The following is a 20395-nucleotide window of genomic DNA, read 5'->3' as shown; positions in this document are numbered from 1 at the left end:
ATTGTTTTGCGTTCTTATTCTATGTCATTAGGCATCGCTAAAGCACGTATCTGCTCTAAGCGGTGAGCCAACACTCTAAATCGTTTACTGACATTCTTACGCTCAGTTACTAATTCGGAGTCACCAGGCTCGACCACGTCATACCCGGACAACACCTTATATGCATTTTTAAATAGAATTTGTCCAATAGAAGCTTTGCTAGACACTCGCCGTTGCAAGTAAGCTTGCCTACCATACTTGAACGCCGCCGACATCGCTGCCTTTTCATCCAATGACTCGTTATGGGGAAGGCGCGCAAATACATCAGCCATAATGCGGTAGGCTTCAATATAGGGTTTCAAGCATGCATGCGCAATGAGTGGTTTCATCTCCCTAAGGAGACCTTGAACTGAGTCTCGATCTCCCAAATTTGCTTCCCAATTCGCGTCAAAGATGGACAACTCCTTGCGAATTTCTCGGTGAAATTCATCCGTGGGCACGTAAAAGAATTCAAACTTAAACATGTCTCGTAAACGGTCGGCTTCATTCCAAAATAAGGTTTGAGGGTCGCCATCAGCGGCGGCGGCTTCGACCAAGGACAATTCTGCAATCGCCTTGGGGATAAAATGGTGAACGATGGTATTGCGATAGTAATTCGCCATCGTGTGCTGATCCGCTGCAACGGCGTAGACCGTTTCAGGTCCTTCATCGTAGCGATTGATCAGTTCAGAGTTAACCATATTATCAATCAACTTCAGCATGCCATCTCGAGCATCATCATCAAAATCACTGGTGAACTTCACATCTCTGTGCAAAGCCCACCGGCGCAGCGCATTCATATTCTCCTCCAATTCATCAATGGTTTGAGCCCTAGGCGCGGCCCCGAGAAGTGACAATGACATTAACGACGTCAATGTGATTGGCGTTACGCGATTTGCTTCTACACCCACTTTAAATGCCGTTCGCTGAAGAGCTAAGTGGTCATCCTTGAAAGCCGACTTGCTCACGACCACTGGGTCACCAAAGTCGACGTATATGCGACCTAGAGGTTGACGCATTCTGCGCAAGTAAGAAATAAACCAACTCAGCGATTCGGGCCGTTTGATCGACCCACTTTGCTCCGCAGCGTAGTCCTTAACATCATTGTTCATATCATAGTTAATGGCCACAGGAATGATGTGTAGGTCATCCGCGCTTGATTCTTGCATCGCGTCCATCACGTACTTAAGCATGCCATAGCGAGGAGGCATCAGCTTTCCAACACGGGAACGAGTCCCCTCAAACGACCAGGTCAATGGGAAACGTTTCTCTAACAAATACGCCAAATACTCCCTTAGTACCAATTTGTATAATGGATTATCTTGAAAAGAACGGCGAATAAAAATGGCGCCAGATCGTCGTGCAAGAAACCCTACACCGGCAAAAGCCATGTTGATGCCACCCATGGTATGAGGCGGCGGAAAATCATGTTCAAATAAAATGGATTGCATCGTAATGCCATCCATGTGGGTCTTATGAGTCCACAATAAAGCCGTGGGATGTTCGCGAACAATGGCTCGATACTTTTCGAGTTTTTCTAGATCAACAACCAGATTATTTTCATAGCCAAGCGAAATTACCCAGCGATTAAACGCACCAGCCACATCCTGCCAAAAATTATGTGGCAGAGCCACCAGTTCCTTAAAGTACGGAAGAGCCTTGGCACGTAAATCCTCTTCACTGGCACCAGTTTCTTCGCGGATTTTATCTAGCCCTTTTTTATACCTATCGCTTGCGCGAACCTGCTTTGATACTTGCCGAGGAACTTTATAGCGGCTGCCTCTGAGCCGACGCTCGGCCACTTCAAGGGCCAAAGAGGCTTGCTCTGCAACGTAATCCGCTAAGTTGGCATCAATATCAGCGATTTCCTTTCGTTTTTCGTAGCGCTGCCGCAAATCCTTAACGGTCGCCGGCTCACCTAGAATGCAGCGAGCTCGGGTCACATCCTCATCCAACCACAGTTGAGCCTTTCTCTGATTCGGCCTTCTGGGATTTCCTCGAAGTAAATCCCTCCAACGAGGTTTGCGCTTCAAATCATCAAAGGAAGTTTTCCATACTACCCGTACGGGCGCCACCAGAGTCTCTTCAGGCACGTCCAAAGCGCGATGCAGCTCTTCAGTTGGTATATTTTCTGGATCATGAGCAATGGGCACAACACAATGCCCTACTTGACCGCCATACTCCATTAAAGCCTTCGTATCTTCCAGCCAGTCTAGCAATACCTTTTCTTCGACCTTATGTTCAGCATCGATAATGAAAAGAACTCTCTCCGCGTTAATAGCTTGCCAGGGGTTATTGGACATATAATTTTTTTCTGCGTTTACTATTTATTGTTATTGTTTTGTTTCGCATACCCACCCTTATTTTAGGACTCTTGACTTAGACTACGAGCCGAGACCTTTGGCGCCGGTTTTTTTGGTTTACGCCGCGTCACCCGGGTTCTCAAAGGCGTTTCGCCCTCTTCAGGTTGGGGTTTGCTTCTAATCTTTTTTTGAGCAGGTTTACTCGACTTCTTTGTCGACCGTTTCTTCTTTAGCGCCAAGTCTGGTTTTGCATTTGCTGAAACCTTTACCGACGCGTTCTTACGTTTAGCGATGCGTTTTTCCTTTCTGCTCTCATCCGAACTCACCACTTTAGACGTAAATGCGACGGCTGTATTACTTACTTTTTTCAGCAGCGGTTCATCAACAGGCTTAGCCTCTTGAACTTTCTTGGCACGACGTTTAGCTCGCTTCTGAGCCTCGGCACGCTGTAGAGCTCGCTCAGATTTCATTCGCTCTTCACGACTAGGCTGAAATCTCATTTGGTCAAGTTCTTCTAAAAACATGTCACGAACATCGTGCACCTGCTCGTCCATATTTCGGGCAGTCCAAGACGTAGTATCCACTGGCGGTAACACGGTAATTTTAACCGTCGCGGGTTTAAACACATATTGGCCACGTGGAGCAACATCGATCGCGTTATGAATGACGATTGGCACGATGGGCACCCCCGCCTGCATCGCCAAGTGAAAGGCACCCTTTTTAAATCTTCCGAGGTTAGTTGACGTAGAACGTGTCCCTTCTGGTGCAATACAAACTGATCGACCTTCTTTTAACATCACGTCAACCAAGGGCTTCATCGCTTCTCTTGCTGACGCTGTATTATTCCGATCGATGAGGACCGTCCCTCCAAACTGCATCAACTTCCCAAGAATAGGGACATTGCCTATTTCTTTCTTGCCAACTCCAGCTAAGTCTCGTCTTAACAATGTTGGTAGTATCAGCACGTCGGCTTGACTTTGGTGATTAAAAACAAAGACACACGGCCTTGCTTTCCAAGCATTTTCCTCACCAACAATGTCCAGCTCTAAGCCGGTTAACGCGCACGCGGTGTCGGCAAACAACGACATGGAAAAATTACGAGTTTTGTTCAGCGAGCCCGTTAACGCGTAAATTGGTAAACCAGCCGCGAATGACGTCACCATGCTGACTTGCGTCGCGAACGTCCTAAGGTAGTCACTCGGTTTGGTGTGGCCACGACTATTAAAATCTTGCACAGGCCAACCTCGGCCTTTGGCAATGTGCCTGAGTCGCTTGTTTGGGTTTAATGGCCTTGGCTTCCCTACGTACTCGAGCAACTGAAGGTCTTCGTCACTGTCAGAATAGAAGAAACTTTGCTCTAAATTCAGGCCCAAATCGTCGACTAACTGTTCGGCTGCATCCACTTTACCCATTCCATAACAGGTTGGTCTAACAACGCCTCCGGTGAACGTGCCATTTTCAATTTCGAGCTTTGAACACTTTACGTGCTCAATACCAAGCTCTCTAGCGGCGGGCATAATTTGATAAGGAGTGGCCGCGGAAATTAACGCAACGGTGTGCCCTTTTTTTAAATGTGCTTCAATCAGGGCTCGAGACTCAGGGTAAATAAGTTTGGCGATATGCTTGGTATACAATGACTCGGAAAATTCTAAATATTCCGATTCTTTGATCCCTTTCATAAACTGAGACGCCATGGTCAGCATCATGGAAAAATCCATATTACCCAATCCAAACTGGGTCATCACCTTGCCTAACTCTACCAATTGTTTAGGCTTAATATCTCCACGTTTCACCTGTTCGCGAAGATAGGTGATTGCTGAATATCCATAAATCACCGTGCCATCAAAATCGAAAAAAGCGCCCACCTGCGCTCCTTCGGGCATTGCTTCAACTTCTCTGATAACTTTACTGTATAAATCCATACAAGTATTCGGCCAACGACCTATATTGGCTAGGTTGCGCGATTGCATAAGGGTTGGTAGTGCAGTCAATACTACCGAATCATGTGAGTTTTACAAGAACGACGAGCAGCCTATTGAATACTATTTTTTGCATCCTCACTCTACTTACTACCAAGGCGTTCTCACCTCGCTTGTTATAAAATTAGAATATGCGCCTGATTTTGAACTCAAGCACGCACATTAATGACGCGCTGATGGCGACTCTATTCTTGGAAAACCGTTCAACACTTCAAGAAAATCAGTTATTCGGGCAAGCATTTTTTTACCTTCACTAATTTTAGAGTAACATTGGACCACTACCTTCTCACAAACAAAGTTAAGCGGTAATCTTCATGAAACAACTTTCGGCACAAGATGCACAGTTTTTATACATGGAGACAAACAAAAGTTTGTCACACGTAACTTCGGTTGCCATCTTTGACCCATCGACGGCGCCAGGAGGCAAAGTTAGGTTTAAGCAAATCATCGAACATGTCCAAGGGCGTCTGCACACATCCCCAATTTACAAGCGACGCATTTACCATGTTCCACTTGAGCTTGATTACCCCTATTGGATAGAAGACGAACACTTTGATATCGAATACCACATCCGTCATAGCCGCTTGCCGCACCCAGCTGATTGGCGCCAACTTTGCATTCACCTTGCGCGATTCCACACTCGCCCACTGGACATGCAAAGAGCTCCGTGGGAAATGTATGTGATAGAAGGCTTAGATCATATTGAAGGCATACCTGAGGGCTGTTATGCCGTTGCCACAAAAATACATCATGCTGCCGCTGACGGCATGGCCATTGTGAACTTTTTCGGTGGGCTCATGGACCTAGATCAGAAAGGCACTCCGGTTGTTCCTACGCCTAAAAAAGTAACCTCTCAGCGATTTGAAAAACCCAGTCCAACCCAAATGTACACACGCGGTCTCATTAATGGCGTGCGCTCGCCGGTAAACGTAGCCAAAGCGTTCATGAGATACGCTCCGAACATTGTTCAGAATGCGCAAAAGCGAATACTCGAACGTAATCAAGAAAACAAACAAGTAAAACAAAGCGTTCCGATCACACGATTTAATTTGGAAACCTCACCGCATCGCGTATTTGATTCAACAAGGTTTGATCTTGATGCATTTAAACCTCTGAGGGGAATTGTTAAAGGTGCCACCATAAATGACATGGTGCTTGCCATCTGTTCTGGTGCACTGCGCAAATACCTTGGGCACCATAAAGAACTTCCTGCAGAATCCTTGAGAGCGTTTGTGCCCGTGAATGTTAGAGCACCGAAGGGCAGCCTGAAAGAAACCGAGCAGCCAGGCAATAATATAAGCACAATGGCGCCTCAACTTTACACCAACGTCGCCGACACTCTCGAACGACTGAAAGCAATATACGCAGAAACACGCGAACAGAAAGCCGCAAGAAAAGGAATTTCCGCTCGTCTAATGACGGACGTAACGCGCCATATTCCTGCGAGCACACAACTGTTGGCAGCTAGGCTAGCCATGCGATCTGAAATGGCGGGCCGCATGACCAACGTGTGCATATCAAATGTGCCTGGACCTCAAGTGCCTGTGTTTATGAACGGGGCTCGTTTGGTAAACCAGATGGGCTTAGGCCCACTTGCTGATCGCATGGGGCTCTTTATTGCCGTCACGAGTTATGATGGTCAAATTAGCTTTAGCGCAACGTCTTGCCGCCGAACAATGCCTGATGTTGATTTATTCATAGAATACATGAGGCAAAGTTTTACCGAACTTCAAGAGTTGGCGCGCTCTACTATAAAAGACACGCGGCAAGAAAAAAACCTAAAGAGCGTCAGCAAAAAGCACGGAAAGAAAGCGGCAAAAAAGGCATCTAAGAAAGTTGCCAAGAAAACGACAAAGAAAGTCACTAAGAAGGCTGTAAAAAAGCAGCCCAAATAAAAATAGTTATGAGGAACCCAATAATGAAAAGTGTGTACCTAATGTGTTTCATGGCGTCAGCTATCAGTCTGGCGGACGCCAATGAGTCACTCGCAGAGAAGCAAAAAGCAGACCCGACTGCCATCGAAAATAACGCCGGTGCGATTGCCACCGCCGCGAAGATGATCGACGAAACTGAGTTCATGAAACACGTGAACATATTGGCATCTGATGAGTTTGAAGGCCGTGCACCTTCCACGCCAGGAGGCGCAAAAACGGTTGCCTACTTAGAACAAAGCTTTAAGGAATTAGGATTAGAGCCAGCCTTTGTTGACGATAATGGAGATAAATCGTTCCGTCAGCCAGTGAAACTAATGGAGCTGACCGTCACCAACAAGCCAGCACTAACACTTAAACACAAAGACGGCTCTTCGCAGGAGTTACCTTATAAGGAGAGTTCTATCGTATTTACCTCTCGTTCGGGTGATAAAACGGCCATCGAAGACTCCCCGTTAGTATTCGTTGGGTATGGCGTCGTTGCTCCGGAGTTTCAATGGGATGATTACGCAGGCATAGACATGAAAGGTAAAACGGCGGTTATTTTAGTCAATGACCCAGGTTACAGAAAGCCCCAAAGCGAACTCTTCAAAGGCAAGGCTATGACTTACTACGGGCGCTGGACCTATAAGTTCGAAGAAGCCGCTCGTCAGGGCGCAGCTGGTGCTATCGTGGTGCACGAAGACGGAGCTGCAGGCTACCCCTGGGAAGTGGTCAGCGGCAGTTGGTCAGGTCCTCAGTACAAACTATTTAACTCCCAAGGAAACGCAAGCAATTCCGCAGTTGAGGCTTGGATTACACAAGACGCGGCCATCAACCTGTTTTCCCAAAGCGGCCTTAGTTACTCGGAGATGGTTAAACAGGCCACGCAACCGAATTTCAAACCAGTTCCCCTGTCATCTACGGCAAGCAGTCGCCTAGAGCTCACCAGTAGAGAATCAAAATCCTATAATGTCGCTGCGGTAATTCCTGGCAGCGAAAACCCTGATGAGGCGTTTATCTATACCGCTCACTGGGACCATTTGGGTGTAAAACCTGATACCGAAGGTGACGATAAAATCTTCAACGGAGCTCAAGACAATGCCACGGGAACGGCAGCGCTTCTGGAAATGGCCCAAGCGTTCAAAGCCCTCCCTATCGCCACCAAAAGATCAGTGATATTTGTTGCCGTCACCGCTGAGGAATCGGGTTTACTAGGGTCAAAACAGTACGCCGAAAATCCAGCGTTTCCGATGGCCAAAACCGTGGCAGGAATTAACATCGACGCCATGTCGACACTTGGCGAGACAGATGACATTGTGGTGGTAGGGTACGGCAACTCGGAAATGGACGACTACTTAGCTGATGCCGCCAAACCACAAGGAAGAAAGATTGTACCTGAGCCGACACCCGAAAAAGGCTTCTTCTATCGTTCAGACCATTTTAATCTCGCTAAAAAGGGCGTGCCCATGCTTTATGCCGAGGCTGGCATGATGGTACGTAACCAATCGGCTGAATACGCAGAAGCGGAAACTGCGCGGTACTTGGCTGAGCGCTATCATAAAGCAGGCGATGAGGTGCATCCTGAATGGGATAATGGCGGCATATTGCAAGACCTTAACGCTCATTTTCAAATAGGAGTAAAAATCAGCGACGGAACCATGTGGCCTCAATGGCGAGACGGCAATGAGTTTAAAGCCATCCGAGAAGCCAGTCTGAACGGCAAATAGAACCCGTCGAAGCTCTTGAGCTTCACAATGACCCAGCTAAACCCCACTTTAAGGAGCGCGCAGTGCGCCGCCTGCCGTTTTAAAGTGGGGTCTAATTTACCGTTCATTTTTATCCCTTACTTTTCAATGGCCTAAGGGCCTGAATAACTCAATACGTTTTTTTACAACTAATTCAGGTAATCATTGACGGTAATTGTTATACTATTACATAAAGCCACATCCGTTGTATTCAAAACCTCTAATGAACCGTTCTTTGCAGTTAGACCGATTTGCCATATTTTTGTCGGGAGTATGCCTTGTGCATTGCCTTGTGGCTCCAATCGCACTTACGCTATTACCGATATTCTCTCTTGGCGCTTTGGTCGAAGATATTGTGTTTCATCAATTAATGTTATGGATCGTGGTTCCTACCAGCCTAGTCGCGTTGTTTTTAGGCTGTAAGAAGCATCGACGTTGGCCCATAGCCCTTTGCGGTGCAGTTGGAATAGTCACTCTATTCTTAGTGGCGTTTCTAGGCCACGACTATTTAACCATCGGCGCGGAAAAAGCGATGACCACACTGGGCGGTCTGGTGTTGGCTTTTTCGCATTACTTAAATTATCGTGCTTGCCAAAGCATCAAGTGCAACAGCTCTAAATGTACCCAAGAGCACCATCACTGATCGTATTTAAGTTCAACATCATTTGTGAAGCATAGAGTGATCATCATGTCTGTGAACGCTCGTCTATGCTTCTCACTCCTACTGCTGACGTTAACGCCTTTTTCAACTTACGCGCAATCCTGTACATTTGGCGCACCATTCGTTGGCCCTGCAATTACTGAATCTTTAAATGCACGTAGCATTTACGCCAGTAAACCTGATTTTAGTAACCCCGTTAGCACACCATTAGCCCACGCACTGGAAAAGCGTTTTGAGGAAACATTACAACGTACTCAAGCGAGCGAAGCGTCGATCAGTCTCTACTCTCCTGAGCACGGATTTTGGAGTAACTCCAGAGGCAATACAGCTCAGTCAAAGCCTTTTTGGCTAGCCAGCATTGGGAAACTGGCAACAGCGATTGTAATCACACAGCTAATTGAAGAAAAACAACTACTACCCGATGACACAATCGACCGTTGGTTTCCAGAAATTCCTCAGTCTGACCTGATCACGATTGACCAACTACTTCGGCATACAAGCGGTCTGCATAACTTCAACCACATTGATTCAGTTCGCAATCAAAGGGAATACAAAAGCCCGGCTTATTTGCTTGAGAAATCAGTGGATCAAGGATTGGATTTTTGTCCGGGGACTGACTGGAACTACAGCAACACAGGCTACTTGGTGTTGGCTCGCATTGCTGAAAAACTGGATGAAAAAACTTACGCAAACATCGTTCAAGACAGAATTGCATCTCCGCTCAATCTTTCCAGCTTTAAAGTCATAAGCCAAGACAGCGATTCGAACACAATCGTAACGCCTGTAACCACCAGCGCGCCTGAATTCCGAAACGACATCGCGGGAATTCATGGTGCGGGGTCAATTGTGTCCACGACAAATGACGCCATTACGTTTCTCTCCGCTTACCTGCGAGGGCAACTCATAAGTGACAGTAATATCGCCGACTCATTGCAACGGCTCTACCCTGTTTTTAATTCAAGTGCTCATTACGGACGCGGCGTCATGGTCATTCACGTACCAGACCCAGACCACCCTACGGTATGGGTTGGTCATTCAGGCGGAGCACCCGACGGTAAAGCCTTACTGATGTTTGATTTGACCCGTAAAACCTATTTAGCTTTGGCACTCAATGTACAGGCGCCTGCCGAAGCAATCGCCAACGCAATCCTAAAGGAACTGGACTAAAAAGACGTATTAAATCAAGGCAGATACGGCATAAATCTTGGATACAGCAAGTCGGATTCATGCACGCCTAAAATTGCTCTAAGGCGTCTCAAGCAGTATAGTTTGGGCTGATGTATTTCAATCGAGAAATTTTATGAAGGCCCAATTCCTATTTTTTACACTACTCACGTTTGCCGTACTTACTGGGTGTGGAGATTCACAAGACTCTGCTGATAGCAATGTTGCCGAGCTACGCAGTGATGAGTTAAAGGCTCAGCAAGAGCCAACTCAAACCTCACCCGCGGTAAAACGTGACTTTAAGGAAGCCAGCGAGCCTATAAGACTCTACACGAATGCCCAAATTTATACGGTCAGTGCTCAATCACCTACCGTAGAGGCATTCGCCACTCAAAACGGTAAATTTCTCGCAACTGGCACCTTGAAACAACTAAAAAGTGCGTACCCCCTAGCGTCCGAAATAAACTTGAATGGATCCACGGTAATACCCGGTTTTATAGACGCTCATGGGCACTTACTTGGTCTAGGTCAAAGCCTTCTCAACGCCGATTTGATGGGCACTAAAAATAAAGCAGAGATAATCGAACGACTTAAAGCCAAGGAAAAGGAACTCGCCGATGGCCAGTGGCTGTTAGGGCGAGGTTGGGACCAAAATGACTGGCCAAACAAAGCCCTACCAAGTAAATCAGATTTAGATGAGGCATTTCCAACCCGCCCGGTATGGCTTGAACGAGTCGATGGTCACGCAGGTTGGGCCAACAGTGCAGCGCTCGCCTACGTTAAAAAGAATCTTGACGGTGACTGGCAAATCGACGGCGGCGAGATCTTACGAGATGACGACGAAAAAGCAACAGGAGTGTTTATCGATAATGCGGCGTCACTTGTGGAGTCAAAGGTACCTAGTTCGACCGACGTTGAACTCACGGCGGCCTTAGAAAAAGCGATGACGAAAACCGCACAAGTTGGTTTGACCAGCATGCACGATGCCGGTACGTCGCTTAAGACATGGCAACTGTTAGAAAGCCTGAACGATCAGGAAAAGCTCAAGATTCGAGTGTATTCCATGGCCAATGGAGCCAATGATATGCTTGATCATTTATGTGAAAGCGGCGTTCAAGTGGACCCACGTGCCATGCTCACTGCACGTTCAATTAAGCTGTACAGCGATGGTGCTCTTGGGTCTAGAGGGGCTGCGCTCATCGAAGACTATAGTGATGCAGCTGGCAATAGAGGTCTTCTAATAGAAAGCGAAGAGACGCTCACCCAGCATGCAAATAGAGCGGCTGGCTGCGGCTTGCAAATAAATATTCATGCAATTGGCGATCGAGGTAATCGCGTTACTCTAAACGTTTTAGAAGCCGCAACTCAAAATGAATCAGCACCTGGCAGACACCGGATTGAACATTCTCAAGTCATTGCACCTGAAGATTTTGACCGATTTAAAAAACTGCAGCTCGTTGCCTCAGTTCAACCAACGCACGCCACCAGCGACATGTATTGGGCTGAAGAACGCGTTGGATCTGAACGTATTAAAGGCGCCTACGCTTGGCAAAAGTTCATAGAGCTGGGAATCCCACTTGCGCTGGGGTCGGACTTTCCAGTGGAAAAACCGGACCCCTTGCATGGCTTTTATGCCGCCGTCTCACGCAAGGATCACGCCGGCTGGCCTGAAAAAGGCTGGTACTCGACACAAACGCTGAGCCGCGAACAAGCGCTGTATGGCTTTACACTAGGTGCCGCCTACGCGGCATTTCAAGAAAAGCAACTGGGTTCTATCGAAACCGGAAAGTATGCGGACTTCACCGTTCTTTCTCAAGACATAATGAAAGTAGCGGAAGCCGATATATTAAGCACAAAGATAATGGCCACCTACATTAATGGAAAGAATGTATTCAGTACACCAAACTGATTAGTCCTAGCCTAAGGGCCTAAAGTTAAGCCCCTCCTCATTGCAATAGGAACAAATTGCAATGAGGAGGACAGCCATTGAGAGATTACATTGACATCGCAATTTGAATATCTGTACAATATTCAAATGAACAAAAAAGAATCCAATCCCGACACCAACCATGGCGGAGCCCGAACAGGCGCTGGTCGCCCAAAGGGAAGCGGCAAATATAAAGAGCCAACCAAGGCTATACGAGTACCTGAAGGGAGTATCACCTATATTAAGCACTTCTTAGAGACCTACCCTGATGTAACCGAGTTTGGCAGTGCCGCTTCTGACTCTACGGTGGATTTTAATCATCATAAGGTGAGTCATGGTATCGAGCACGATGACCATAACAAACTTGCCATCCCTCTTTTTGGATCTTCAGTTGCCGCTGGTTACCCCACGCCCGCAGACGAACACATTGACGACACCATTGATTTGAATGACTACATGGTTAGAAAACCAGACAGTACATTCATGCTCAGAGTGGAAGGAGAGTCCATGAAAAATGCGGGCATTCTTCCTAACGATATTCTCATTGTCGATCGTTCCATCAAGGCTCAACACAACAAAATTGTCATTGCAGCCATCGATGGAGAACTGACGGTCAAGAGGCTATATCAACGGGGCGGACTGATAAAGTTATTACCTGAAAACCCCAACTACCCTGAGATCGAAATTGAATCAGAAGCTGAACTGGTCATTTGGGGCGTGGTTATTGGCAGCTTCCGACGATTTCAAACTTTCTAAGATCACCCCTGATCGGGTTTCCAACCCCTCTATTTTTATCTCCTTAGTGCTACGAAATTAGGAACAACTTTTATGCGAACCTTGGATTTTCTAAAAGCGCAGGCCCAGCTCGCCAAGGCGATGCGAGACGTTTGTGAAAGCAACAAGCCGCTAACCATTAACGGCATGGGCAAAGACGAAGTGGTTATGATGCCGCTGTCGCTTTACAAACAACTCGATACGAGCAGCAAGTCCGGCAATAAAGCAAGCACGACTCCAGGCCTTACGCCCAGTCCTACGCCGAGCGTTACTCCAAGCCCTGCCATCAAATCGAAGTAATACACTCTTGATGACTTAGGTGTCAAATTCACGGCCAGCAACCGAATTAGTTCTACGTCAGGCCTAACTTCGATGTATATCTCTCCACTTAACCTACCCAGAGCCGCACTTTAATTGACTTTTTGTCTCTTATCTCATTGCAGAGCACTCCGTTCAACGCGTAAACTTTTGTTCATAAAAAAAATAATATTCCCGCAATGTAGGACAACCCGACTAACGGCATCGGTTTTTTGTAGGCAATAAAAACACAACACCTGCGCAAAGCCTCTACATTGTTTTGACCAACCATAGAGCAAAGGAGGGTTTTGATGACCATCAAAACTTTATTAATCACCCTAACACTGGTCTCGCTGACGACCATCTCATTTCAATCAAACGCTAAATTCGCAGGTAAAAATCTGATTCTGGTACACGGCCTGAAAGTGGATGACTTCAAAAACCGCCCTACCGACGCTCAACTTCCAGGTCTGGCAGAATCCTATTGGTCAGAATACTGGGGGAATAGAGCCGAAGCCAAGCTTTACTGGCCTGCGACTGCCCGCATTACAGGCAGAGTGAAAGACCTCATCAGAGCGCAAATCAAAGATCTAGAAGCTCGTGGCACCTGTGCTGCTGGCTGCGTATTTTTGACTCATTCAGCTGGCGACTTAGTAACTCGAGACGCTCTAACAAGATTGCGGCAATGGGGCGTAGACCCAAATCGATTCAAGGTACTGGCCACGCTTGATCTTGCCGGTGCCGGGGGCGGATCTGAACTGGCGAACCTAGCTATCAATGTTTCAGACGGCGGCGGAATCATCAGTTCAATTCAGCGTAGAATAGTCAAACTGTTTACAGGAATTAACCCTTCGCGCGGCACACTGGGTACGGTTTACGACTTGCGGCCTTCAAATGCTAGAAGCATCGGCCGAACCAACACAGGCACACCAAGGTTACGCTTTGTAGGCACCGGTGCTGCGTATCTTGGAGTCAGCCGCCCTTTTGTTAAAGGAAACGATGATGGCGTAGTGGGTGTGCACAGCACGTGTGGTGCAAGCAGTGCACGAAGTTACGATTCATGCAGCAGGTCCGTTCGTGACAACGGTGTCTTACGTTCAACTAGCGGCCCAAGCAGCTTCATGTCTAATCATTACCCTATTTTAATGGGTAGCAGTACAGACCATTTCGAGATAATCACAAACAAGAGAACTGGGAACTACACAACCGTTACCAATGGCCGCACATTGGGTGGGATAAGATTAGATTTTTCCACGAAAACCAAACGAAAATGGTGGGCATTGTGGCGCAAAGTGCGACAGGTGAAAAATGGAGATCGCAAGAGCATGTCAGCGAATATATACGACACGCTTAATCGCTAATTAAACGTTAAGGGGCCAATTATGGCGCGACTTGGCCCCTCACACAAAAATGTGTTTACGAACAAAATTTGTATCGAAACCTAATCTTTTAATAACCTGGTACCGATGCTTGCCTTGCCTTGCGCTAAGTTAATGAAACTTCCCTCTTGACTGGCATTGCAAATGGCGATGCTCGACACACCTTCATCAAGCAACGCTAGAGCTTCGTTTACTTTTGGTATCATTCCGTCAGTAATTACTCCGTCCTCTATAAGGCGCCTTGCTGAGCGAGGAGTAACCTGCGGCAACCGACTGTCAACGTCATTGATGTCAGTGAATATGCCCCCAACTTTAGTCGACAGTATCAACAAGTCAGCATTCAGCGACGCCGCAATGGCCGCAACCGTTGTATCGGCATTTATATTAAAAACGCGCCCTGATTTATCCACGCCCAATGAGGCTATTACTGGAGTCAAATCAGCATGAAGAAGATGATTTATCAATACGGAATTAACCTGGGTGACATCGCCGACCTCTCCGAGGTCGATCATGCCTTTCTCGCCAAAATCCATTGGCGGGCGTTTTTCAGCCTGAATGAGTTGTGCGGACGCTCCATGACACCCAAATGCGTTGATGCCCTGAGCTATCAATGCAGAAACCAAATCCACATTCACTTCACCACATAGGGCCTGCTTGACGACAAGAAGGTCTTTACTGCCGGTCACTCTACGTCCATCAACCTTCGTGGGAACCAACCCATGCTTCTCTTGTAAAGCGTTAAGCTGCGGCCCGCCTCCGTGCAAAATCACACAATGCCAATCTTGCTCAAGCAGGTCTCGTATATTTCTCGCCAAGCCTTCGCGGTCAGCTTGTTCAAGCAGCATATCGCCGCCGACTTTAATGACCGCCACAGGCTTTTTACTAGAGTTCACCACTATGGCCACATTCCCGGTTGCTGTAACTGGTAGGCATTTTCATGACCCGTCATCAAATTGAAATTTTGAATAGCCTGTCCTGCACCGCCTTTGATCAAATTGTCCAATGCAGCAATTGCACACAAGGTGCGCTTACCAGAAACTTCATCCGTCTTAATGTCTAAGCCAATCTCAATCCGCAAAGTATTTTTAACCGAGACAACTTCCGGCGTCATGCCTTTAGGCAACACCGATATCAATGGAAAATCTGAAAAATAGGCTTCGTATTGAGCCCTGAGTTCGTCTTCACTCACTCCCTCAGGTGCATCCACTTGAGCTATCGACATCATCCCCCTAGTTAAGGGAGCTGACACTGGAACAAAATCCAGCGACACATTCTCACCACCAGCCGCTCCCAGAGTCTGCAATATCTCAGGTGTATGTTGATGGTTGAATACTTTATAGGCCTTGATATTGTTGCTTCTTACCGTATGGTGGTTTCCGGCCTGGGGGTGGACACCAGAACCACTGGAGCCCGTCAAGGCAACTAATCTGACGGTGCTGTTGCTTAATTGACCACTTTTCGCGAGTGGCAACAAAGAAGCCGCTATGCAAGTGGCAAAACAGCCTGGGTTAGCAACGTATTTAGCGTCTCGAATCTCGTCGGCGTACAACTCTGGCATCCCGTATACAAACGTGCCCAACCTTTCTGGGCATGGATGTTCAGGCGCGTACACCTTGGTATAGTCGTCCAGGTTCTTTAATCGAAAATCGCCAGAGAGATCAATGATACGAACGTCCGTCTCAAATAATTCCATGGCTACCTTCGCCGTTATAATGTGAGGCATGGCCAGAAACACTATGTCGGCTCCCTTGACGCACTCTACTGGCGGAATGTCCTCCAGCACTAGATCACTCAGCCCATAAAATGTGCGATGCACTTGTCCAATGTTCTGGCCTATATGGTCTTTGCTTGACACTCTCAAGATTTCTACGTCATCTCTAACCAACAGATTTCGCATTAGTTCAGCTGACAAAAATCCGGAGCCACCAATGATCGATACTTTTGTTTTATTCATGTTCATTCTTTAAATTTCGGTTGGTGCGATAACCAGCATCGCTCGCTGGCCACAAGGCACATTACTGATCGGAAATACAAAGCGTTCTCCGTCTTTCTGAGTGCGATATTCATAACCTTTATCGCTCGCTAAAATAGCGCCCGCTTTAAATTCCGTGAAGTTCTTAGCATCCGCTTCCACGTGCAATTTGAAGGCATCTGTCCTTTTTATAACTTCTTCTACTACTGAAAAGAGTTTGATTCTTTGATGAGAATCTTCAAAGGATTCTTGTCCTGTGATCACACGTTTGAGCCCCTCGATCATCTTTATAAAGCTCGACATCTGATTTTCTCCAAACTTACGAACTTTCCCGAGCTCGATCGTAAAAGAGTCTGAGTCGAAACCATGACTTGTAAAGTAAGAGAATGTGCCACTGGGCTGGCTAGAAAATAGTGCGGCTTCAATTCCACATGCTTCAAGAAAACCCAGTTGTTCTGAGGACCAATTTCTACTGTGCAGAAAGGGATACACAGCAAATTTCTCGATTTGCGAGCCTCGTATTGCTGTATGGAGGTCGTAATGTAAGCGAGGCTCATCCCCTTCGTGGTAAAAGTCAGTAACCACCTCCTCAAGAAGGCGAGCTCGACTGGCTTCCAACGCCGCAGAATTAGCGTGCTTTCCCGAAAACAGACGATTAAGGTTTTCCTCTACAAAACGAGATTCGGCGTTTACCGCGGGCGGATTACCAATAATAAAAAGCAACTCATTGCGAACAATCAGCTGGCCTTGTTCTATTTCATTGAGCAACAGATCGACAATTTCCATTGGGGCTGTTTCATTGCCATGTACCCCACAAGAAATAATCACTCGTCTGTCCCCGCGTTGGGCTGGCCTAACTCGTAAGATACCTGTGCCGATCACCTCCAACCTCACTCCACCGGGTAGAGTGTGGTTTTGAGCTGGCAAATACTCTGGGTTCGCCAACGTTTTATCAAGAAAATTCAACATAACTCAATCCGACACAGCATCAGGTTTGCTATGCCTGCCTTAATGGGACGCCAGTTGCTATTAATCATCTGTGGTGCCGCATCAAGATTAACGTTGAAATTCATAAAAAGACCCTAGGTCAAAAATTTGAGTTAGCTCATCCAAAGCGGCGAAATTTTCTTCCGCCAAACTGGGGTCGCTCAAATCGGCAGGTTGAATTTCATCACGATAGTGTTTCGACACCCACACATTTAACGTATCTAAGAGCGCGTCATCGAGAAGAAACCGAGGGTTAACCGCGTTAACTTCATCTTGGGTAAGCGCTACCCTAAGCCGTAAACACGCTGGGCCGCCGCCGTTTTGCATACTTTGACGAACATCCACGAACTTAACTTGCTTGATCGGCGAACTCTGGTTTTCTAAGCCTTGTAAGTAGTTATATACCTGCGAATTCTCTCGACTTTCTTCCGGCAAAATCAAGGCCATACCCTCTTCATTAGGCAACTTTATTAGCTGAGAATTGAAGAGGTATGATTTAACAGCCGACTCCAATGAAACCTGCTCGGTCGGTACCACGACAAAGGCCAACTCACCTTCAAATTTCTCAGAGAGTTCGTGCCGCAACGCTTCGCTGTCGACAAACGCTTCTTCGTGCATGAAAAAGGCATTCAAGTTAGAGACACTCACAACGTCATTGTGAAACGCCCCAGCGTCTACAATTTTAGGATTCTGCTGTGCGTACACCACACGATCATCGTTTAATTGATGCAACCGAGCTATCGCTTGCGAAGCTTCAAACGTCTGCCGAGTAGGAAATTTTGCGGTTGTATGACGGTTTTCTCTAAAAGCATAACGCCCAAAGACAAACAACTGAACGCCCGCGCTGTCGTACTCAGTCGCAAACCTGTTGTGATTGGCCGCGCCCTCGTCGCCGAAGTGATTTCCCGCTGGCAACGCATCATGATGAACAAAATGGGCGTCGTTGGAAAAAATAGACCTCAGTAGCGCCGACGTATTGCCGTGCTCTATTGAACGATGAAACATGCTCGAAAGATTCGCGGACGTAAAATGAACTCTTCCATCTCTGGAATCAGCACTTGGACTTACGGTGCAAGCGTTCGCCGTCCACATACTCGAAGCCGAATAACATTGAGCCAGAACTTCAGGCGCTTGGTTTGACGCCTTCTCAATAATTTCTCTGTCGCTACCCATAAAACCCAATGCTCGCAAGGTAGGCAAGTGCGGACGCTGTTGCGGCAACAAAACACCTTGCTCTAAGCCGAGGCTTCTGAGGTAGTTCATCTTTTGCAAACCTTGTAAGGCGGCCTTTTTCGGTTGAGAGATTCTCAACGCATTATTCTTTGAAGCAACATTACCGTGCGACAAACCACCGTAATTGTGGCTTGGGCCGATAAGCCCATCGAAATTTATTTCAGTACTCATACTCTTACTTTGAATTTCCTATTACGAGGTAACGAATCGTGTCACCGAGTTCCAGTCCAAGCGTCTTCATGATGCTCCTCGGCAATCTGACGCCTCCTTTTTCAATGGAAATTGAGGTCTCACAACACTTAAAACTGTCGATTTCACCGGTTGCTATAAAGGCACATTCGTCCTCCTCATGCTCCGAAATTCCAATCACCTCGGCCGTCCGACTGTTCTTAATCGAGACGATGTCGTCGATCTTTGTATCCACACTGGGTGCCGCATCAAATATATCAACGTGACCATTCCATCGAAAACCTTCGTTCTCCAACATTCTCATAGCAGGCTTACCGACGACGTTACACTTGCCAATCACTTCTTGAGCGGCCTCGGGCAACATGTTCACGTAAATCGGCTGTTTGGGCATCAAGTCTGCAATAAATTGATTGCCGTGAATTGCCCCATAAAGGTCAGCCTGGGCAAAATCCATTTCAAAGAATCGGCTACCGACGGCATCCCAAAACGGGGAGTTACCGTCCTCATCAAAATAGCCCCGTAAATCGGCCATAACACCTTCAGGGAAGCGATTTCGAAACTGCGCCATAAACAAGTAGCGCGTGCGCGCTAAGAGTTTTCCGTTACCATTCTTTCGGTATTCTTTATCCAGATACAGTGTCGCGACTTCTGAATAACCCTCGAAATGATTAGACAGGTTCAAGGTTTCAACAGACACTCGTTTATCTAATTCTTTACAGGATTGAGTGACTTTGTTCAATTTGTACGAATAAAATTCGTCTTTGCCGCCTAAGCACGCTATTACCGCAGCGGTCCCCACAACCTTTTCGACAGAAGTGTCTTCCATCACTAAAAAATACGATTCAAGACTGGGGCTTTCGACAGATTTCTGAACACTGCGCTCAGAATTTTTTAATTTGGCCAACAACACTTCCCGATCGGGCGGCAGCGTTGTCATACCAGGGAAAGCCTGCTTTGCCAGCTCTAAAACGCCATCGATATCCGATTCGCGAGCAGCTCTAACTATTATCATTTATGTGTCCTCATTGATGAACACATTCTGTCATGCGCCTTGCGAAATTAGGCGTTGAAAGCCATCCTTGCTTAACCAGATTCTGCGGCTAAGTAATCACTTAGCCGTAAGATATGCAGCTCAAAAACTCAGTAAATTTTTGAGCTCAGTCGCATTTCTTCTTGAAACATCAATGACTTTGCCGTCGCTCATGGTCAATGAATACCCGTCACCGACACCCTCATCGATGTTTTGAATTTCAAACAGGTTTACCACATACTGTCGACTCACACGAAAAAAACGTTGCGCGGGCAGACGCCGCTCTATTGAGTTAAGGGCTTTCTTCACAAATGCATTTTTATCATCAAAGTAGACTCGCACATAGTTCTTACAGCTTTCGAAATAGCGTATGGAGCTTAGCGTAACCAAATGGCAGTCATCGCCGTCTTTAATGAACATTTTGCTTTCGATCTCCAACAGTTGAGTTGGCTCTTGAGCGGAACCCTGTTCGACACTTAATTTTAGAACCGCTTCATTTAAACGCTCCAAACTGATTGGCTTAAGCAAGTAGTCAATCGCATTGTATTCGAATGACTTATATGCGTATTCGGAATAAGCGGTGGTGAAGATAACCTTAGGTTTGTAATCAAGCTTGTCAAGCAGATCAAAACCGCTCTCGCCCGGCATATGAATGTCTAAAAACAATACATCGGGTTTGTGACTTTCGATTAAATCCATGGCGGGCTGAGGGTGATCTGCGGCGCCTACGATATCTAAATCAGGAAACCCACGTAACATCTTAAGCAGCCCTTCCCTTGCTAAACGTGAGTCTTCTACTACTATCGTTTTCATCGTTAAACTGC

At 46.8% G+C, this 20395-nt stretch carries 16 protein-coding genes; 8 read left to right on the top strand and 8 right to left on the bottom strand.

Translation table 11 applies throughout. The annotated features are described in order from the left end of the window. Nucleotides 1-14 precede the first annotated feature (14 nt). Together ABWW54_RS11600 and ABWW54_RS11595 are read right to left on the bottom strand one after the other, a co-directional pair. A complete protein-coding gene (locus ABWW54_RS11600) occupies nt 15-2321 on the bottom strand; it encodes a glycerol-3-phosphate 1-O-acyltransferase (protein WP_353412431.1) in 2307 nt (768 codons plus the stop codon). 62 nt (nt 2322-2383) lie between these two features. Further along, nucleotides 2384-4243, bottom strand: a complete 1860-nt coding sequence (locus ABWW54_RS11595) for an HAD-IB family hydrolase (protein WP_353412429.1) — start codon at nt 4241-4243, stop codon at nt 2384-2386. Between the two features lie 371 nt (nt 4244-4614). On the opposite strand from ABWW54_RS11595, the gene ABWW54_RS11590 reads away from it, so the two are divergent. From ABWW54_RS11590 to ABWW54_RS11555, 8 genes are all read left to right on the top strand, one after another. After that, nucleotides 4615-6195 (top strand): WS/DGAT/MGAT family O-acyltransferase, encoded by a 1581-nt coding sequence (locus tag ABWW54_RS11590; protein ID WP_353412428.1) that lies wholly within the window; start codon nt 4615-4617, stop codon nt 6193-6195. Nucleotides 6196-6218: 23 nt separating this feature from the next. Continuing rightward, nucleotides 6219-7940: a M28 family metallopeptidase gene (locus ABWW54_RS11585; protein WP_353412427.1), complete on the top strand. Its 1722-nt coding sequence runs from the start codon at nt 6219-6221 to the stop codon at nt 7938-7940. 241 nt (nt 7941-8181) lie between these two features. Next, complete coding sequence (locus ABWW54_RS11580; RefSeq protein WP_353412426.1) at nt 8182-8601, top strand: MerC domain-containing protein; 420 nt, start codon at nt 8182-8184, stop codon at nt 8599-8601. 45 nt (nt 8602-8646) lie between these two features. Continuing rightward, nucleotides 8647-9786 (top strand): serine hydrolase domain-containing protein, encoded by a 1140-nt coding sequence (locus ABWW54_RS11575; protein ID WP_353412425.1) that lies wholly within the window; start codon nt 8647-8649, stop codon nt 9784-9786. 133 nt (nt 9787-9919) lie between these two features. Continuing rightward, on the top strand, nt 9920-11692 hold the full coding sequence (locus ABWW54_RS11570) for an amidohydrolase (protein ID WP_353412424.1): 1773 nt from the start codon (nt 9920-9922) through the stop codon (nt 11690-11692). Between the two features lie 126 nt (nt 11693-11818). Continuing rightward, nucleotides 11819-12466 (top strand): LexA family protein, encoded by a 648-nt coding sequence (locus ABWW54_RS11565; protein ID WP_353412423.1) that lies wholly within the window; start codon nt 11819-11821, stop codon nt 12464-12466. A 72-nt stretch (nt 12467-12538) separates the two neighbouring features. Beyond that, nucleotides 12539-12784, top strand: coding sequence for a type II toxin-antitoxin system Phd/YefM family antitoxin (locus tag ABWW54_RS11560; protein ID WP_353412422.1), 246 nt, complete (start codon nt 12539-12541; stop codon nt 12782-12784). Between the two features lie 308 nt (nt 12785-13092). After that, complete coding sequence (locus ABWW54_RS11555) at nt 13093-14142, top strand: hypothetical protein (protein WP_353412421.1); 1050 nt, start codon at nt 13093-13095, stop codon at nt 14140-14142. An 80-nt stretch (nt 14143-14222) separates the two neighbouring features. Here the strand turns inward: ABWW54_RS11555 and argB are convergent, their stop codons facing one another. The 6 genes from argB to ABWW54_RS11525 form a co-directional block, all read right to left on the bottom strand. Beyond that, entirely contained in the window at nt 14223-15053 is an 831-nt protein-coding gene (gene argB / locus ABWW54_RS11550; RefSeq protein ID WP_353412419.1) for an acetylglutamate kinase, read from the bottom strand. A 2-nt stretch (nt 15054-15055) separates the two neighbouring features. After that, on the bottom strand, nt 15056-16114 hold the full coding sequence (gene argC, locus ABWW54_RS11545) for an N-acetyl-gamma-glutamyl-phosphate reductase (protein ID WP_353412418.1): 1059 nt from the start codon (nt 16112-16114) through the stop codon (nt 15056-15058). 9 nt (nt 16115-16123) lie between these two features. Next, a complete protein-coding gene (astE, locus tag ABWW54_RS11540; RefSeq protein ID WP_353412417.1) occupies nt 16124-17101 on the bottom strand; it encodes a succinylglutamate desuccinylase in 978 nt (325 codons plus the stop codon). An 87-nt stretch (nt 17102-17188) separates the two neighbouring features. After that, nucleotides 17189-18523: an N-succinylarginine dihydrolase gene (astB, locus tag ABWW54_RS11535; RefSeq protein ID WP_353412415.1), complete on the bottom strand. Its 1335-nt coding sequence runs from the start codon at nt 18521-18523 to the stop codon at nt 17189-17191. Between the two features lie 4 nt (nt 18524-18527). Beyond that, nucleotides 18528-19553: an arginine N-succinyltransferase gene (locus ABWW54_RS11530; RefSeq protein WP_353412414.1), complete on the bottom strand. Its 1026-nt coding sequence runs from the start codon at nt 19551-19553 to the stop codon at nt 18528-18530. Nucleotides 19554-19673: 120 nt separating this feature from the next. Continuing rightward, nucleotides 19674-20384 carry a LytR/AlgR family response regulator transcription factor gene (locus tag ABWW54_RS11525; protein ID WP_353412413.1) on the bottom strand — a complete coding sequence of 237 codons (711 nt, stop codon included), beginning with the start codon at nt 20382-20384 and terminating at the stop codon, nt 19674-19676. Nucleotides 20385-20395: the final 11 nt, after the last annotated feature.

The organism is Arenicella sp. 4NH20-0111 (assembly GCF_040366405.1).
Lineage (GTDB): Bacteria > Pseudomonadota > Gammaproteobacteria > Arenicellales > Arenicellaceae > Arenicella.
Note: the sequence above shows the minus strand (reverse complement) of the source record. Positions and strands in the feature narration are given on the sequence as shown.